15 protein-coding genes are annotated in these 15,408 nt (G+C 63.7%); 7 read left to right on the forward strand and 8 right to left on the reverse strand.

What is annotated here, in order from left to right:
* Positions 1-15: 15 nt before the first annotated feature.
* Together M1D43_RS14355 and M1D43_RS14360 are read left to right on the forward strand one after the other, a co-directional pair.
* Positions 16-918 (forward strand): HpcH/HpaI aldolase/citrate lyase family protein, encoded by a 903-nt coding sequence (locus tag M1D43_RS14355; RefSeq protein ID WP_003531287.1) that lies wholly within the window; start codon positions 16-18, stop codon positions 916-918.
* Entirely contained in the window at positions 915-1,121 is a 207-nt protein-coding gene (locus M1D43_RS14360) for a DUF1737 domain-containing protein (protein ID WP_003531285.1), read from the forward strand. Before M1D43_RS14355 ends, M1D43_RS14360 begins: the two co-directional genes overlap by 4 nt.
* An 84-nt stretch (positions 1,122-1,205) precedes the next feature.
* On the opposite strand, the gene M1D43_RS14365 is transcribed toward M1D43_RS14360, so the two are convergent.
* Entirely contained in the window at positions 1,206-1,640 is a 435-nt protein-coding gene (locus M1D43_RS14365) for a metallopeptidase family protein (protein ID WP_003531284.1), read from the reverse strand.
* A 142-nt stretch (positions 1,641-1,782) separates the two neighbouring features.
* Between M1D43_RS14365 and M1D43_RS14370 the strand changes: the two genes are divergently transcribed.
* The 5 genes from M1D43_RS14370 to bfr all read left to right on the forward strand — a co-directional run bounded on the left by M1D43_RS14370 (position 1,783) and on the right by bfr (position 8,613).
* Positions 1,783-2,763 (forward strand): ImuA family protein, encoded by a 981-nt coding sequence (locus M1D43_RS14370; protein WP_017266097.1) that lies wholly within the window; start codon positions 1,783-1,785, stop codon positions 2,761-2,763.
* 40 nt (positions 2,764-2,803) lie between these two features.
* On the forward strand, positions 2,804-4,219 hold the full coding sequence (locus tag M1D43_RS14375) for a DUF6504 family protein (protein ID WP_234889469.1): 1,416 nt from the start codon (positions 2,804-2,806) through the stop codon (positions 4,217-4,219).
* On the forward strand, positions 4,216-7,569 hold the full coding sequence (locus tag M1D43_RS14380) for an error-prone DNA polymerase (RefSeq protein WP_153313648.1): 3,354 nt from the start codon (positions 4,216-4,218) through the stop codon (positions 7,567-7,569). Before M1D43_RS14375 ends, M1D43_RS14380 begins: the two co-directional genes overlap by 4 nt.
* A gap of 281 nt (positions 7,570-7,850) precedes the next feature.
* Positions 7,851-8,162, forward strand: a complete 312-nt coding sequence (locus M1D43_RS14385; protein WP_003531270.1) for a (2Fe-2S)-binding protein — start codon at positions 7,851-7,853, stop codon at positions 8,160-8,162.
* A complete protein-coding gene (gene bfr, locus M1D43_RS14390) occupies positions 8,128-8,613 on the forward strand; it encodes a bacterioferritin (protein ID WP_003531268.1) in 486 nt (161 codons plus the stop codon). Before M1D43_RS14385 ends, bfr begins: the two co-directional genes overlap by 35 nt.
* 216 nt (positions 8,614-8,829) lie before the next feature.
* On the opposite strand, the gene M1D43_RS14395 is transcribed toward bfr, so the two are convergent.
* The 7 genes from M1D43_RS14395 to M1D43_RS14425 form a co-directional block, all read right to left on the reverse strand.
* A complete protein-coding gene (locus tag M1D43_RS14395; protein ID WP_107608525.1) occupies positions 8,830-9,357 on the reverse strand; it encodes an RNA pyrophosphohydrolase in 528 nt (175 codons plus the stop codon).
* Positions 9,358-9,417: 60 nt separating this feature from the next.
* A complete protein-coding gene (locus tag M1D43_RS14400; protein WP_153313647.1) occupies positions 9,418-10,620 on the reverse strand; it encodes a divergent polysaccharide deacetylase family protein in 1,203 nt (400 codons plus the stop codon).
* Between the two features lie 180 nt (positions 10,621-10,800).
* Positions 10,801-12,123 (reverse strand): S41 family peptidase, encoded by a 1,323-nt coding sequence (locus tag M1D43_RS14405; protein WP_003531244.1) that lies wholly within the window; start codon positions 12,121-12,123, stop codon positions 10,801-10,803.
* Positions 12,113-13,537 carry a murein hydrolase activator EnvC family protein gene (locus M1D43_RS14410; RefSeq protein WP_498813997.1) on the reverse strand — a complete coding sequence of 475 codons (1,425 nt, stop codon included), beginning with the start codon at positions 13,535-13,537 and terminating at the stop codon, positions 12,113-12,115. The genes M1D43_RS14405 and M1D43_RS14410 overlap by 11 nt, the downstream gene beginning before the upstream one ends.
* Before the next feature lie 105 nt (positions 13,538-13,642).
* On the reverse strand, positions 13,643-14,125 hold the full coding sequence (gene rlmH / locus M1D43_RS14415; protein WP_153313645.1) for a 23S rRNA (pseudouridine(1915)-N(3))-methyltransferase RlmH: 483 nt from the start codon (positions 14,123-14,125) through the stop codon (positions 13,643-13,645).
* Positions 14,126-14,277: 152 nt separating this feature from the next.
* Positions 14,278-14,769: a ribosome silencing factor gene (gene rsfS, locus M1D43_RS14420; protein WP_003531234.1), complete on the reverse strand. Its 492-nt coding sequence runs from the start codon at positions 14,767-14,769 to the stop codon at positions 14,278-14,280.
* Between the two features lie 44 nt (positions 14,770-14,813).
* Complete coding sequence (locus M1D43_RS14425) at positions 14,814-15,380, reverse strand: nicotinate-nucleotide adenylyltransferase (RefSeq protein ID WP_234833882.1); 567 nt, start codon at positions 15,378-15,380, stop codon at positions 14,814-14,816.
* Between the last annotated feature and the right edge of the window lie 28 nt (positions 15,381-15,408).

Here is a 15,408-nt window from a genome sequence, read left to right on the forward strand (position 1 = left end):
ATGACAGGGAACGGCATGAGAGCGATCGACCATCATCCCGTGCGGCTGCGCCGCTCGGTGCTTTCGGTTCCGGCCGACAATCAGCGCGCACTCGCCAAGGTCCGTGAACTGGCGGCGGACGCCGTGATCTTCGACCTCGAGGATTCCGTCTCGCCGGACCGCAAGGCTGCGGCGCGCGATGCGCTCGTCCGGCATCTTGCCGGCAACCGGCCGCAGGGCGAAACGGTCATCCGCGTCAATGCGGCGGGCTCAGGCTTCGGCGAGGCCGATCTCGCAGCGGCTCTTGCCGCGCGGCCCGATGCCATCCTCCTGCCCAAGGTCGAAAGCCCCGCCGATATTCAAGGCGCGCTCGACTGGCTTTCGGAAAGGGACGCGCCGGATGAGCTGAGGCTCTGGGCGATGATCGAGACGCCGCGCGGGGTCGTGAACGGGCCGGCGATCGCCGAGACCGGCCGCACCTCCGGCGGCCGGCTGGACTGCTTCGTCGTCGGGCTGAACGATCTTCGCAAGGAGACGGGCGTGCCCGCCCTTCCGGGCCGGACCTATCTCGTTCCGTGGCTGATGCAGATCCTTCTTGCCGCGCGCGGCAGCGGGCTCGACGCCATCGACGCGGTCTTCAACGATTTCCGCGATCCGGAAGGGTTCGAGGCGGAGTGCCGGCAGGGACGCGACATGGGCTTTGACGGCAAGATGCTGATCCACCCGGCGCAGATCGATGCGGCCAATCGGCATTTCGCCGCGGACGAGGCTGCGGTCGAGGAGGCGCGCGCGATCATCGAGGCCTTTGCCTTGCCGGACAATGCCGGAAAGGGTGTCATCAACCTTCATGGGCGGATGGTCGAGCGCCTCCATCTCGAGCAGGCGATGAAGATCGCCGCCAAGGCGGACATCATCGAAAAACGAAAGGCAAAATCTTGAAGCTCTATCGCTTTCTCACCGGCCCCGACGATGCCTCCTTCTGCCACAAGGTGACGGCGGCATTGAACCAGGGGTGGACGCTGCACGGTCCGCCGACCTACGCCTTCAATGCCGACACCCAGCACATGCAGTGCGGCCAGGCGGTGGTGAAGGAAGTGGAGGGCAAGGATTATCATCCCGACATGAAGCTGTCGGAGCAGTAGGGATCGTTTCGGGTCGGACTTGCCCCCGCGCGCAGGGATGAGGAAATCAGGCAGGCGCGGCGGGTATCCGAATCTCAACAGGCCTCAGCCGCCCACGTGTTCCACGCTTTCCTCGATCCGCTCCATGTCGTCGTCCGACAGGCCGAAATGGTGGCCGATCTCGTGGATCAGCACATGGGTGATGATATCGCCGAGCGTTTCCTCGTTTTCGGCCCAGTAGTCGATGATCGGGCGGCGGTAGAGGGTGATGCGGTTCGGGAACTCCCCGGTTTCCATGGTGAAGCGTTCACCGAGGCCGCGGCCTTCGAACAGGCCCAGCAGGTCGAACGGCGTTTCGAGCGCCATGTCTTCGAAGACATCGTCGCTTGGAAAGTCGGCGATTTCGATCGTGAGATCCGTCGTCAGCTTGCGGAATTCCTCAGGCAGGTGGCTGTAGGCTTCAAACGCGAGCTGTTCGAATACGGTAAGCGACGGTGCGTGGCGTTCCCGCCAATCATCGGTCTGGTCAATGCGGGCCATGGGCACTCCTTGTTGCCCCTCATATAGCGATTTTGCCTTTGTTTTTCGAGTGATGAATTCTATCCCGAGAAGAAAGAGGAATATATTCTCAACATTGGTTGTTGACTCTTGAGGGCAGCTCTGGAATCCATAAGAACATAACATGAACATGCAGATGGAGCTGACCGTCATGGCCGGAAACGCCGTGCAACGGCAAACCGTTCTTTCCCTTCGCGAGACCATTGCGCGGATTGAAGATCGCGGGGTGCCGGGATGCGTCCGGTCGGCCAAGACGGCCGACCCTGCCGGCTTTCGCCGCGGCAAGGAGGAGGCCACGCGCCGCAAGATCCTGCCGCTCGGCGTCCCGCAATTCGATGAGGTCCTCCAGGGCGGGTTGCCGCTCGAGGGCATGATGGAAATCCGCAATGCCGAAACCCGGGATGCGGGCGCGGCCGCCGGCTTCGTGGCGGCGCTTGCGGTGCTCTATCAACGGCAGAAGAAGGAGAATGGCCGTCTGGCCCCGGTCCTTTGGATCAGCCAGACGCTTGCTGCCTGTGAGGCGGGTCAGCCTTATGCGCCGGGCCTCAAGGCCTATGGACTCGATGCCGAGCGCTTCCTCTTCGTTTCGGCGCGCACGGTGAAGGATGCGCTGTGGATCGCAGAGACGGCGCTTTCGGTACCGGTCTTCGCCGTGGTCGTTCTGGAAATCCGCGGCAACCCTGCCTGTCTCGCCCTGAGCGAGAGCCGGCGTCTGCATGTGAGGGCCCGGGCGGGCGGCGTGCCTCTTCTCGTCTTGCGTCAGGCGGGCGAGGAGGAGGCGAGCAGCGCCTTCTTCCGGCTCCAGGTCAAGCCGGCACCGGCCGGCGAACGTCCTCTTCCCGATGGTTCGGTGCTTTGCGGCAGCATCGGCCATCCCGCCTTTCACCTCCTTGTCGAAAAAAGCAGGCGCCAAGCCTCCGACGACATCTTTCTCGAATGGAACGCCCATGACCGCCGCTTCTACTCACTCGATGAGCGCCGGAGCGCCGCTCTTCAGACAAACGACGAGCCAACGGATCCTGTCGATCCACTTTCCGCATCTGCCGACCGACCGCGTCGCGCGCAGCCGATGGGGCGCCTCCTGGCTTTCGCGCGGGCGTCCTGACCATCCGCCCGTCGTCTTCGCCGCCAAGATCGACAATGCCATGCGGCTCGTTGCGCTCGATACTTTTGCAGAGCGTATCGGCCTGAAGCGCGGCCAGGGGGCGGCGGAGGCCCGCGCCATGTGTCTCTCGCTCGACGTGATCGCCGCCGATCCGGCCGCCGACCAGGCCTTCCTGGAGGCGCTTGCCGACTGGTGCGACCGCTATACGCCGCTCGTGGCACTCGACGGCACGGATGGCCTGTTCCTCGACATCACCGGCTGCGCCCATCTTCATGGCGGCGAGAAGGCGCTCATCAGCGATGTCCTGTCGCGTCTTTTCTCTCTCGGCGTCGAGGCACGGGCGACCGTCTCCTCCGCAGCCGGGCTTTCCTGGGCTGTCACCCGTTACGGCGATGCCGACGTCATTGCGCCCGGGGATGGAGACCCGGTGCTGGCACCCTTGCCGGTCGCCGCGCTGCGATTGCCGGCGGACACCGCGGCCGCACTCGAACGGGTCGGGCTGAAACAGATCGGCGATCTTCTCGAAGCGCCGCGGGCGCCGCTCGCCCGCCGCTTCGGCTCCTCCCTTCTCCTCAGGCTCGATCAGGCGAGGGGCTTCGAGGACGAGCCGCTTTCGCCCCGGCTGCCCGTGCCGAGCTTCTCCGCCGAACGCCGGCTCGCCGAGCCGCTGCAGGACGAGGAACACATTCTCGAACTGACCCGTCACCTCGCCAGGGATGTCCGCTCCTCGCTGGAGCGGCATGGCGAAGGCGGGCGGCTCTTCGAGCTCCTCCTGTTCCGCGTCGACGGCCGGGTATTCCGCGTTCGAGCCCATGCGGCCGTGCCCTTGAACGATGCCGTCCGCATCGCCGCCCTCTTTCGCGAGCGGCTGCAGGCGGTTCATGACGATCTCGATGCCGGATATGGTTTCGAAATCGTCCGGCTCTCGGTCCTCAGAAGCGAAAGGCTCGATCCGGCGCAGCAGGATTTTTCCGGCGCCCCCGACGAAAGCCAGCCGCTCGCGGCCTTCGTCGACAAGGTCTCCGCCCGTTTCGGGCCCGGTTGCCTGATGCAGGCGACCCTTGCCGAAAGCCATCTGCCGGAACGGGCGGGCGGATTTGCCGCCGTGACGGACGTGGCCGCGGTCCTGAGGACGCCTGCCCTTGAAGAGAAGGCTTTCCCCGAGAACCGTCCGCTTCGGATTTTCGCGCATCCCGAACCGGTGGAGGCGACGGCGGAAGTGCCCGAGGGTGCGCCGCGCAGCTTCAACTGGCGCAAGACCCGCTACCGCGTCGCCCGTGCCGAAGGGCCGGAGCGCATCGCCGCCGAATGGTGGATCGACGGGGAGGATCATCCGACGCGGGATTATTTCCGGATAGAGGATCAGGAGGGCCGCCCCTTCTGGCTGTTTCGCGAAGGTCTCTACGGAAGGGAGACCGCCTCGCCCCGCTGGTTCATGCACGGAGTTTTCGCATGAGCGCGGATGCTGTCTTCTGCGAGCTCGGTGCGCGCACGAATTTCTCCTTTCTCGAAGGGGCGGCGCCGGCCGAGGAGATGGTCGTATTCGCCAAGAAGGCGGGGCTTGCCGGTCTCGGCATTGCCGACCGCAACAGCGTCGCCGGCGTCGTCAGGGCTCATGCCAAGGCGAAGGTGGAGGGCTATCCCTTCCAGCCGGGCGCCCGCCTGGTTTTTGCCGACGGCACGCCGGACATTCTCGCTTATCCGAAGAACAGGCGGGGCTGGGGGCATCTCTGCCGCCTGCTCAGCGCCGGTAACCTGCGCTCGAAGAAGGGCGACTGCACGCTCCATCTCGCCGACCTGCTCGAATGGCAGGAGGAGCTTCTTCTGATCGTCATGCAAGGCGAAGGGCGGCCGGAACCGGAGAGCCTGGAAGTGCTGCTCGGGACATTGAAGGAGCATGCGGGCAACCGGCTCTATCTCGGACTGGCGCCGCATTGTGACGGTTTCGACCGGCATGATTTTGCCGTTCTGGCCGCAATTGCCCGAAAGGCCGGCATCGGGTTGCTCGCCACCAATGACGCGCTCTATCACGACCCGCATTACAGGCCGCTCGCGGATGTCGTCACCTCCATCCGGGAGCATGTGCCGATCGCCGGCGCCGGTTTCCTTCTGCAGAAGAATGCCGAAAGGCATCTGAAGGGCCCAAGGGAAATGGCCAGGCTTTTCAGCGACTATCCCGAGGCGATCGCCAATACCCGGAAATTTTTCCGCGAGCTCGCCTTCAGCCTCGACGAGCTCAGCCACCAATATCCGGATGAAAACGCCGATGGCGAGACGCCCGCCGAAAGCTTGCGGCGGCTCGTCGCGGAAGGTGCGGCGGAGCGCTATCCCGAAGGCGTGCCGGAAAAGGTGATGCGCCAGATCGACTATGAGCTCGAGCTCATCCACGACAAGAAATACGAGCCTTATTTCCTGACCGTCCACAAGCTCGTGAAATTTGCCCGCAGCGTGAATATTCTCTGTCAGGGGCGGGGATCGGCGGCCAATTCCTCGGTCTGCTTCTGCCTCGGCATCACCGACGTCGATCCGCAGAAATTCACCCTGCTGTTCGACCGATTCCTGTCGAAGGATCGCGACGAGCCGCCCGATATCGATGTCGACTTCGAGCACGAGCGGCGCGAAGAGGTGATCCAGTATATCTACAGGACTTACGGCAAGGAGCATGCGGGCCTGACCGCCGCGGTGATCAGCTATCGCTCGCGCTCCGCCGGGCGCGAGGTCGCCAAGGCCTTCGGCCTTTCGGAAGACGTTCAATCGGCTCTCGTCAGTTCGATCTGGGGCTGGGGCACTTCGCCTTTCACCGAGGAGCAGGCGAAAGGGGCGGGGCTCGACGCGGCGGACCCTCTCACCAGGCGCGTGCTTGCCTATGCCAGTCTGCTCATGAATTTTCCGCGCCACCTCTCGCAGCATGTGGGCGGCTTCGTGATTACCCGCGACAGGCTCGACGAGGTCGTGCCGATCATGAACACGGCCATGCCCGACCGCTACATGATCGAATGGGACAAGGACGATCTCGACGAGCTGAAGATACTGAAGGTCGACGTGCTGGCGCTCGGCATGCTGACCTGCCTTGCCAAGGGTTTCAAGCTTCTGGAAGCGCATTACGGCGAGCCGATAACGCTGGCCGAAATCTACCAGGATCATCGGGACGCGGTTTACGACATGATCTGCCGCGCCGATACGGTCGGCGTCTTCCAGATCGAAAGCCGGGCGCAGATGAGCATGCTGCCGCGCCTGCAGCCGCGCGAAATGTACGATCTGGTGATCGAGGTAGCGATCGTTCGCCCCGGTCCCATCCAGGGCAATATGGTGCATCCCTATCTGAAGCGGCGCGAAGCCCAGCGGGAAAGAGGGGAGCCTATTAACTATCCGAGCCCGGAGTTAAAGGCGGTCCTGGAAAGGACGCTGGGCGTGCCGCTGTTCCAGGAGCAGGCGATGCAGATCGCGATCACCGCGGCCGGTTTTTCACCCAGCGAGGCCGACCGCCTGCGCCGCGCCATGGCCACCTTCAAGCGGACCGGTACGATCCACACCTTCGAGCGGAAGATGGTGGAGGGCATGGTCGCGAATGGCTACGAGAGGGAATTCGCCGAGCGCTGCTTCAACCAGATCAAGGGATTCGGCGAATACGGCTTCCCCGAAAGCCATGCTGCCTCCTTCGCCTCTCTCGTCTATGCCTCGGCCTGGCTCAAGACCTATTATCCGGACATCTTCTGCGCCGCGCTCCTGAACGCACAGCCGATGGGTTTCTATGCGCCGGCGCAACTGGTGCGCGATGCCCGTGAGCATGGGGTCAGGATGCTGCCGGTCGATATCAATCATTCGGATTGGGATGCCCTGCTCGAAGGCGAGGGCGCCTTCGACAAGAATGCTGTCCACCCGCGCCACGCCAGCATGCGGGAGGTGATCAAAACCCGGAAGGCCGTGCGGCTGGGCTTCCGGCTGGTCAAGGGCCTGAAGCAGACGGATATGAAGGCGCTCGTCGCGCGCCGGGGGGAGGGATACCGCTCCGTTCATGACCTGTGGCTTCGATCAGGGCTCTCCCGCTCCGTTCTGGAGCGCCTTGCGGATGCCGATGCCTTCCGGTCGATAGGCCTCGACCGGCGGGCCGCCCTCTGGGCGGTAAAGGCGCTCGACGAGCAGTCGGCGGTGGAGCGATTGCCGCTTTTCGAAGGGGCGGGTTCCGACGATCTGCAGATCGAGCCCAAGGTCGCTCTTCCCGATATGCCGGCAGGCGAACAGGTCATTCATGACTATCGCACCCTGACGCTCTCCCTGAAGGCGCACCCCGTTTCCTTCATGCGGGAGGATTTTTCGCGAATGGGTATCCTGCGCAGCCGGGATCTGGCGGCAACCGCAACTGGAAGATGGGTGACGGTGGCAGGCCTTGTACTGGTCAGGCAGCGGCCGGGCTCTGCCAATGGCGTCATCTTCATGACGATCGAGGACGAAACAGGGATCGCCAATATCATCGTCTGGGAAAAGACGTTCCAGAAATACCGGCGGCAGGTCATGGGATCGCGGCTTGTGAAAGTTCGCGGCCGCTTACAGAACCAGAGCGGCGTCATTCACGTGGTCGCCGATCATCTGGAGGATATAACGCCGATGCTTGGCCTGCTGCGCCGGGAGGCGCGGCGTTTCGGCGTCAACGACCGCGCGGACGGGGCCTTGCGGCCGAGCGCGGACGCCCGCGAAAAGAAAAAACTCCGGCAATTGCGCCTGGGCCTGCCCGCTCGCGCAGCGCCGGAGGGCGAGGCGGCCGCCCAGGTAGCGGAGGTCATGCCGAAGGGGCGCAATTTTCATTGAGCCCCAGTCGTTACGCGCATCGAAGTCGCCTTGCGCTTGAGGCCTCCAGGGCGCGCCCTGTGTAAAAATGTCGCAGGCACCGCTGCCGGAATTACAAGTCATGGAGGAAAAATCCTCTCCTTAGAATCGCCTAATGTAATGAAAATGCGATGATTTCCGTCAAGTTTAGAATCGCTCTAATGCATTCCTCAACCATATGGAGAAGAGTTTTTAGTTGACGGCAAATGTCCTCTTTTGCTTTATCGCAAAATCAGAGCGTTGCGTATGATGGACACGGCGAAATGCTGGTTTGCAGTTGCAATTTCATCACCGAGAAAGAGATCGAGGACACGATCGTCGGCCTCCTCGACGAGGACTGTTGGCAGTTGATCGTGCCGGCGAAAGTTTATCATGCGATGGAAAAACGCGGCCGTTGCTGCGGCTGTTTTCCCAATGTCGTCGACATCATCATCCGCACCACCGAGCAATATCACGCCCGCCGCGACTCGACGGACGCCGATATATTTGATTTCATGACCCGCCTCAGACAATTCCATGAAGAAAACCGGAGGGCGGATCTTGAAAGGCGACGCAAAGGTCATCGAGCAGCTTAACGAAGCGCTCTATCTCGAACTCGGTGCCGTAAACCAGTACTGGCTGCATTACCGCCTTCTCGAAGATTGGGGCTATACGCTGCTCGCCAAGAAGGAGCGCGCCGAGTCGATCGAGGAGATGCACCACGCCGACAAGCTCGTCTCCCGCATCATCTTCCTCGAAGGCCACCCGAATCTGCAGACGGTCGCGCCGCTGCGCATCGGTCAGAACGTCAAGGAAGTCCTGGAAGCCGATCTTGCCGGCGAGTACGACGCGCGCACGGCCTATAAGAACTCCCGCGACATCTGTCACGCGGCCGGCGATTACGTCTCGATGAAGCTCTTCGAGGAACTGCTCGCCGACGAGGAGGGCCACATAGACTTCCTCGAAACACAGCTCGATCTGCTCCGCAAGATCGGTGAGGAAAAATACGGCCAGCTCAACGCCGCTTCGGCCGACGAAGCCGAATAAGTTCCAACCTTCTCAAGGGGCGGCGAATTGAATCAGCCCCTCATCCGGCTGCCGCCACCTTCTCCCCGCCTGCGGGGAGAAGGGACACGCCGCTCTGCCTTGCCCCGCATTCGACGGCGGAAGAGGCCTGGCGTTTGCCGCTTGTCTCCTTCGCCCCGCTTGCGGGGAGAAGGTGGCCGGCAGGCCGGATGAGGGGCGACATGCCGGTCTTTTCTCTCATCGCACCAAATGCGAAAACGCAGCGACGACCTCTTCATAGGCCTTGCGCTTGAAGGGCACGATCAAGCCCGGAAGTTCGTGCATGGGCTTCCATTCCCAGGCGTCGAATTCCGGCTCGTGGCCGCCGGGCGGCGGGTTGATGGCGATCTCGCTTTCGTCGCCCTCGAAGCGGAAGGCGTACCAGCGTTGCCTCTGGCCGCGGTACTTGCCCTTGAGCCCGATCCCGATCAGGTGCGACGGAAGGTCGTAATGGATCCAGTCCGGCGCCTCTGCGAGGAGCGAGACCGAGCGGATGCCGGTCTCCTCGTAAAGTTCGCGATAGGCGGCCTCGAGCGGGTCCTCGCCCTCGTCGATGCCGCCTTGCGGCATCTGCCAGAGCTGCGGCGAACCGTCATATTCGGAATTGCCGACGGCGAGCCGGTGCCCGGCCCAGACAAGTCCCTGCCGGTTGAGAACCATGACGCCGACACATGGCCGATATGGCAGATCCTCAGCCGTCATGACGCGCCCCTTATCCTTCCCCATATCGTCTTTCCTTTGCATGTTGCCGCGAGCCCTATGACCCGGTGGTCTACTGCGCTTAAATCAGTTTTGTTTCGGATCTTTGACGAGTGCGGCCACGCCGACCACCTCGATGCCCCGTCCGCCGGCTTCTTCGATCCATTCGGCAATGGCCGCCACGCTTTCATCGAAGGCGGAAGCGACCCCGATCGCGGTGCCGTTCCTCCGCGCGATCCGCTCCAGCTCGTCCAGCCTGCGCAAGACGGCATTGCGGCTGAGTTCGCCATCGAGCACGAGATCGGCAAAACCGTGCGGCACCTCGAAGGCCCCGGCGAGCGTTCCCGAGAGCGATTGCGCCGACGTCCCGTCGTCCAGGAACAGAAGGCCCCGCTTGCCGAGATCGCGCATGACCGGCTCGAGTGCATCCGCATTGGAGAGAAAACGGCCCCCGAGATAGTTCATGACGCCGGTGTAGTTGGTGATCTGTCCCATGCTGCGATGCAGTTCCGCAAGGTTCTTTCCGGCATCGGAAGAAACGCGCAGCGCGTGCGGGCCCGGATCGTTGGTGGGGTAATCGAATGGTTCCATCGGCACCTGCAGCAGGATCTCGTGCCCGTCACGCCTCGCCTCCTGCATCCAGCGCTGCAGGCTGTTTCCGGCCGCAGCGAAGGCGAGCGTCACTTCCGGCGGCAGATCGCGGATGGCGCGCTGCGTCCCCGTCTGGCTGAGGCCAAGGCCGCCGACGACGATGGCGATCCGCGTTCCGCGCGCGCCGGACCAGGGGCGCGCATACTGCTCCATCGGCCTCAGCCCGTCCGGGCCGATGACCGGCAGGCGGCCTTCGGGGCGGTCTTCCAGCAGGCTTTCATTCGGAAGGGCTGCCATGCGGGGGTCCTGTCCGCGCGCCGGCTCGACATCGATCAGTGCGGGGCCGCCGGTTTCGCGCGAACGCGGCGTGTATTTCCTGACCGTCGCGCCATCATCGGTCAGAACTTCCTCGACATGTGCGCCGGAGAGAGCACCGCTCCGGTGGAGCGCCCCGGGTCCGTTGCCTTGGCCCTCTGAGGGTGGCGCTGGTTCGGTGGCGAGGGTCGCTTCGGTCGCTGCGGGCATTGCAGGCGAACGGGTCCGGTGACCGGGAGAAAGGGCGCTCCATGCCGAGATACCGATGACCGCAAGGGCTCCGAGACCGAGGCCGCAATAGCGCAGGACGCGACCGAGATCGCGCTTGCGTGCCGGGCTCTCCTTCCGGTTCTGGCCCAGGGGGGCATTGAGGTCAGTTGCCAAACGGGGCCTCGGTCGAGCTTCGATCCTGGCGCGAATCGCCGCTGGCCATGACGATGGACTTGAAGGAGGCCAGAATCATCGCACATGCGGCTGCATGCCGATGGATAATATAAAGGCGCCGGGTTGAACAGCCCGGCGCCTCCTTGATTCATGTTGCCCAGAACTCTGCGGGCGAGGGGGCTATTCCTTCAGCTGCGCCTGTTCCGGATTGGCCGGGAAGGACGGATCCGTCTTCTTGCCGCGCAACAGGTCGAACGCATAGTTCAGTTGAATGTCGTCCTTGGTTTCCGGCGGCACGTAGGCTACCGAGCCGGAGCCCTCTTCGGTCTCCTCCTGGCCCGGAATGTGGCCGCGCAGATCGGATTCGCCCTGCGCTTCCACCTTGCCCAGAAGCTCGGGCGGCAGCGGCTGCTCCACCTTGATGTCGGGCGTGATGCCGGTGCCCTGGATCGACTTGCCGGACGGCGTGTAATAGAGCGCCGTCGTCAGACGCAGCGCGCCGGCGTCGCCGAGCGGGATGATCGTCTGCACCGAACCCTTGCCGAAGGAGCGCGTGCCGAGAACGGTGGCGCGCTTCAGGTCCTGGAGAGCGCCGGCCACGATTTCCGACGCGGATGCCGAACCGCCGTTGACGAGCACGACGACGGGCTTGCCGCCGGCCAGATCGCCCGGGGTCGCATTGAAGCGGCGGGTTTCATCCGGATTGCGGCCGCGGGTCGAAACGACCTCGCCACGCTCCAGGAATGCGTCCGAGACATTGATCGCCTGGTCGAGCAGGCCGCCCGGATTGAGGCGCAGGTCGAGAACATAGCCCTTGAGCTTGTCCGCGGGAACTTCCGCCTGGATCTTCTCGATGCCCTTCTTCAGGTCCTCGAAGGTCTTCTCCGTAAACGAGATGACCCTGAGATAGCCGACATCTCCTTCGACACGGACCTTCACCGCGCGTACTGCGATCACGTCGCGTACGATCGTCAGCTCGATCGGCTTTTCGGCTCCCTTGCGCAGGATCGTCAGCTTGATCGGCGTGCCGACGGCACCGCGCATCTTGTCGACCGCTTCCTCGAGCTTGAGGCCGCGGACGTCCTGACCGTCGATCTTCGAGATGAAATCGCCTGCGAGCACACCGGCGCGCGCGGCGGGCGTGTCGTCGATCGGACTGGTCACCTTGACGAGATCTTCCTCCATGGTGACCTCGATGCCGAGGCCGCCGAACTCGCCGCGCGTCTGGGTGCGCATATCTTCGGCGTCGGTCGAATTCATGTAGCTCGAATGCGGGTCGAGAGACGTGAGCATGCCGTTGATCGCGTTCTCGATCAGCTTGTCGTCCTGCGGCGGCGTCACGTATTGCGCGCGCACGCGCTCGAAGACGTCGCCGAAGATCGCCAGTTCGCGGTATGTCGACGAATTTGCTGCCACGGCCGGCATGGTTGCCGAGTAGACGACGCCCATCGCCGTCGCGCCCATCAGCGCCCCGACCAGGACAAGTGAAGCTCTACGTATCATTTCGCGCCCTTCCAACCTCTGCTGCGGTCCACCACGGTCGGGAATCAACCGGCTTCCCGTCTTTTCTGAATTCAATGTAAAGCGTTGGCCTGTCGGTTTCCAGCGCCAAGGCCGCCGCACTCGCCACTCTTTTTGCACCCATCGCCGCCACCGGCTCCCCGGCCACGACGAATTGCCCCGGCCGGACGCTGACGTTCTCCATGCCGGCGAGCACGATATGATACCCGTCGCCGGCATTGAGAATGATCATCTGCCCGTAGCTGCGGAAACTCCCGGCATAGACGATCCACCCGTCCGCCGGCGTGGTCACCAGCGCGCCTGCATTGGTCTCGAGCATGATCCCCTGCAGCGAATGCCCTGTTCCGTCCGCGTCGCCAAAACGGCGCACAAGCGAACCCGCAACGGGATAAGCCAGCCGCTCCCGCAGCTCGGAAAAGACATATGCCGGCGCAATGCGGTTTTTGTCGGGCACCGCACTCCTGGCGAGCTCCCGCGCAGCCTCGCGTTCGGCCTCGCTCATGCGGCGGCGTTCCTCCTCCTCGGCGCGGGCGGCGGCGGCCGCTTCGCGCACGGAGGAGATCTCGTTTTCGAGCGATGAGATCAGGCCCCCGAGGTTCTCCGCCTGCAGGGCGAGTTCCTCGGCCTTGCGCTGTTCGGCCGCCAAATCGGCCGCATTGCGTTGCCTCAGCTTCTCCTTTTCGGCAACGAGCATCGACATGCGCCGCTCTTCCTCGAGCCGGGCGGTCATTGCCGCGGTCAGTTCCTCGCGTTCCCTGGCGATGCCGCTGCGGATATCCGCAAGCGCCTTCAGGTCGGCGACGAGGCTGTCGGTCTGCTCGCGTATTTCGGGAACGACGGCGCCGAGCAGAATGGCGCTGCGGACGGAGCCGAGCGCGTCCTCCGGGGTCACGAGGATTGCCGGCGGCGGATTGCGGCCCATGCGCTGGAGGGCGGCGAGCACTTCGGCCAAAAGGCCGCGGCGGGCGCGCAGCGAGCGCCGCACCACATCCTCCTTGACGCGCAGATCGCCGAGCGTTCTTTCGCCGTCTGAAATCCGGCGTTCGAGTTCCTGCCGCTTGGCTGCCGAATCCAGGAGGGCGTCACGCAGGGTCTCGTTGCTCTTGTCGATCTCGGCAATCGTCTTTTCGAGTGCCTCGGAGCGATCCCGCGAGAGCGTGATCGTCTTCGACAGCGCCTCGAGCTCGCTCGCGGTACTGTCGCGCCGAACCGCCAGATCGGCAGCCGGATCCGGCGGCGTCGCCTTGGCGGCCCCCGCATCGGCCGGCGCGGCGGCGGGCGCGTCCTGAGCCGCAGTCGGGCCGATCACCGACAGGAAGAGCGCCGCAACCGCAGCGCTGCGGCGGATCCGCCGCGCGCCGGATAGCAAACCGGCTCTGTTCGTTGGAGGTTTCATCCCGTCTCGTAAGTCCAAAAGTTAGGAGACCCTAATCCGATTTGGCTGGGCACACCAATACATATTCTCGTTATTGGCGGGGAGGGGCCGTCTTCGACCCGTGGTCTACGCCCGATGATAAGGATGTCCCGAAAGGATCGTCACGGCGCGATAAAGCTGTTCGGCGATGAGGATGCGCACGAGCTGGTGCGGCCAGGTCATCTTGCCGAGGTTGAGCACGGCGTCGGCGCGGGCGTGGAGTGCTGGATCGAGTCCGTCGGCACCGCCGATCGCTATCATCAGATCGCGCTTGCCGCTGTCTCTTAAGGTACCGAGCAGGCGCGCGAAGGCTTCCGAGTCGAGCGACTTGCCGCGCTCATCGAGCAACACGAGAAGGCTGCCGTCGGCGAGCGCTTTTTCAAGCTGGCCGGCTTCCTCGCGCTTGCGCGTCTCCGCATTGGCGGCGCGGCTTTCGGCGGTCTCCACGACGCGGGCCAATTCGAGGCCGACGGCCGGACCGGCCTTGGCGAACCGGTCGAGATAGCGGCCCGCGAGATCCTTTTCCGGCCCCGCCTTGAGGCGGCCGACTGCGAAAAGTCCGATACGCATGACCCGATCCGTCCCCGCCGGTGCCGATCGGAAATTATCGACCGGCAAAATTCTTGCCGCCATCCGCCTTATCGGCGATGGCAACCGCATGTCATCTTCGGCACCGGCCGCCGCTCCGTCCTGAGTCGATGGTCAGGATCGGGCGACGTGTCTCAGTGCAGGGTACCGTCTTCGATCTCGGGAGCCGCCCACATCTTTTCGATGTTGTAGAACGCCCGGATCTCCGGCCGGAAGATGTGAACGATCACATCGCCGGTGTCGATCAGTACCCAGTCGCCACCCTCGAGACCTTCGACGCGAGCCCTGCCGAGGCCGTCGTCCTTCAGGTCCGTGATCAAGTGGTCGGCAATGGCCATCACATGCCTGTTCGATCGCCCGGAGACGACGACCATGAAGTCTCCCAGCGCCGATTTTCCGGCAATGTCGATGGTAACGATATTTTCTGCCTTCGAGTCCTCTAGGCTTTCGAGGACCAGTTGAAGCGCACGGACAGCGGCTTCGTCGCTCGATTCCGTGCTGCGCGGGAATGCGGATGCCGCAAATCCCTTGGCGTGTGCTGTTGTCAGGGTTTTTCCTTTCCAAATGAACAGAACAGGCACGTTCGATTCGAAATATTTCTTCGAACCGTACCTAAATGTAGGCATCAAACCTATACGGTTTCAAGACACGAGATCCGAATTACGGGAATTCACCCGGATTTGGCCGAACGAAGCGCCGTCGAGCTCAAGCCCGAACGGGGGCCATGAATGAAGGTCCAGGCGGGCGCGCGGCGGAAAGCGAGGGTTCCCGCATCATCCTCGTCGACGCGGGCGCTGCTGAAAGCCCTCGCCATCGGCGAGGACAGATAGGCAAGGGTCGATCCCGGCCGGTCGACGACGGCGATCGGGAAAGTGGCGACGATCTTGCGCCAGTCCTGCCAGCGGTGAAAGTTCTTGAGATTGTCCGCGCCCATGACCCAGACGAAACGGACATCGCGGTTGCGGGCGCGGATCACTTCCAGCGTGCGGGCCGTGTAGCTCTGACCGAGCGCCTGCTCGAAAGCGGTCACCTTGATGCGCGGGTTGCGGGCGATCTTCTCACTCTTGGCGATACGTTCGCCAAGCGGCGCGAGATGGTTGCGGTCCTTGAGCGGATTGCCGGGCGTCACCATCCACCAGAGCTGGTCGAGCCCGAGCCGGCGCAATGCGGTCTCGGCGACGAGCGCATGCCCGTCATGCGGCGGATTGAAGGACCCGCCGAACAGGCCGACGGCCATGCCGGACTCGACATGCGGCATGCTGAGG

This window comes from Ensifer sp. R1-3, assembly GCF_056739175.1.